Source organism: Piscibacillus halophilus, from assembly GCF_900110685.1.
Classification (GTDB): domain Bacteria; phylum Bacillota; class Bacilli; order Bacillales; family Alkalibacillaceae; genus Piscibacillus; species Piscibacillus halophilus.
Genome location: NZ_FOES01000078.1, coordinates 1 through 1766, shown reverse-complemented (window position 1 = coordinate 1766; position 1766 = coordinate 1). Strand labels below are relative to the sequence as shown.

The window sequence follows — 1766 nt, the reverse complement described above, 5'->3', positions numbered from 1 at the left end:
AAACAAAGCAGAAAAAAGGCACCAAACCATACTTTTTATGGTTGGTGCCTTTTTTACGTTATTTAAGGCTAGTTATGTCCCAGCCTCTTTATTTTTTGAAAATTTTGATAGATATTGTAGAATAGATGTTGATTATATTTTTTGGAGGTATTATTTTGGAAAATAGACAGACATTATCCAAAACTCTTAAACCCCATTGGGTATGGGCGATTGCCTTAGGATCATCTATTGGTTGGGGAGCTTTTGTTCAACCAACGAACTGGATGGCTGATGCAGGTCCAAGCGGGGTTATGATTGGTTTCTTGATCGGGGCCCTATTAATGTTAGTTATTGCAGTTAGTTACGGGTTCTTAGTCCGTAGTTTCCCGGTTACCGGAGGAGAGTTTGCTTACGCGTTTATAAGTTTAGGAAGGACACATGCATTTATTAGTGGTTGGTTTTTAACATTGGGATACATATGTATTGTGGCTTTAAACGCATCAGCTTTTGCACTCATGTTTAAATTTGTGTTCCCAGCATTTATAGAACGAATTCCTTTATTCGTAGTGGCTGATTGGCAAGTTTATGGAATGGAAATTATCGTAGCTACTTTAGCTTTAGCTATATTTGGTTACTTTAATATTAAAGGCTCGAGTTTTTCAGGTAGAATGCAATTCATTTTTTGTAGTGTCATGGTGTTAGGAGTTATTTTACTTGCATTTCTTGTCGGTGCACAACCAGGTGCTGGATTTTCGAACGTAACACCACAATTCCCAGCTGAAAAGACAGCTTTTGCCGCCATTATCGTTATTGTTGCGATGGCTCCTTGGGCATATGTTGGATTTGATAACATCCCACAAGCTGCCGAAGAATTCAACTTTAGTTCGAAAAAAGCATTTTCGTTAATCGTGTTAGCGATTATTTTTGCAGCTGTGTTATATTGCTTAATGATTCTTGCAACTGCAATGGCAACTCCATGGCAGAGCGTAGTCGCTGAAGGTCACTTATGGGGAACAGGTACAGTTATTCAAGATACTTTAGGTGTCTTAGGTCTTGTGATCTTAGTGACAGCTTTAACGATGGGAATCTTTACTGGTTTAAATGGATTTACGATTTCATCAAGTCGTTTATTATTTGCAATGTCACGCGCTAAGATTATCCCAGGCGCATTCTCGAAGCTACACCCGAAACACAATACACCATATGTGAGTATTATTTTCACAGTTGCGGTGGCGATGGTAGCACCATGGTTTGGGCGTGAAGTATTACTTTGGGTAGTTGATATGTCATCTATTGGCGTAACCATTGCATACTTCTATACTTGTTTTACAGCATTCTATTTATTTAAATGGAAAGAAAGAGAGGGCTTTGATCCTTCCAAAAACATTGTGGCACCATTTAAGAAAGTATTAGCAGCACTTGGTATGATGGTTAGTCTCGTATTTTTATTATTACTATTAATTCCTAATTCGCCAGCATTTTTAGGTTTTGAATCTCGTATTGCCTTAATAGTTTGGGTGGTATTGGGGATTATATTCTATTTATTTAAACGTAGAGAAATTAAATCAATGAATAAAGAAGAATTAAACTATCTCATTCTTGGAAGAAAAGAAGTAGAAATAAAGAATCAATAGATTAAAAAGTTGCCTTTTATAGGCAACTTCAGCTTGTAGAGAAACCCCGTGTTTTTCTGGCTCTAAAATATTTGTTGGGGTAAAGGTTATTTTCTGATAATTTATTGTTTATTTTAAATTTAATCTTACAGGTTAGGCCCTCGCTTTCCACGG

Annotated in this window: 1 protein-coding gene; it reads left to right on the top strand. The window is 36.7% G+C overall.

Features of this window, described 5'->3' with window-relative positions:
- Positions 1-155: 155 nt before the first annotated feature.
- Positions 156-1613: an APC family permease gene (locus BMY57_RS15790; RefSeq protein ID WP_091776412.1), complete on the top strand. Its 1458-nt coding sequence runs from the start codon at positions 156-158 to the stop codon at positions 1611-1613.
- Positions 1614-1766 lie beyond the last annotated feature (153 nt).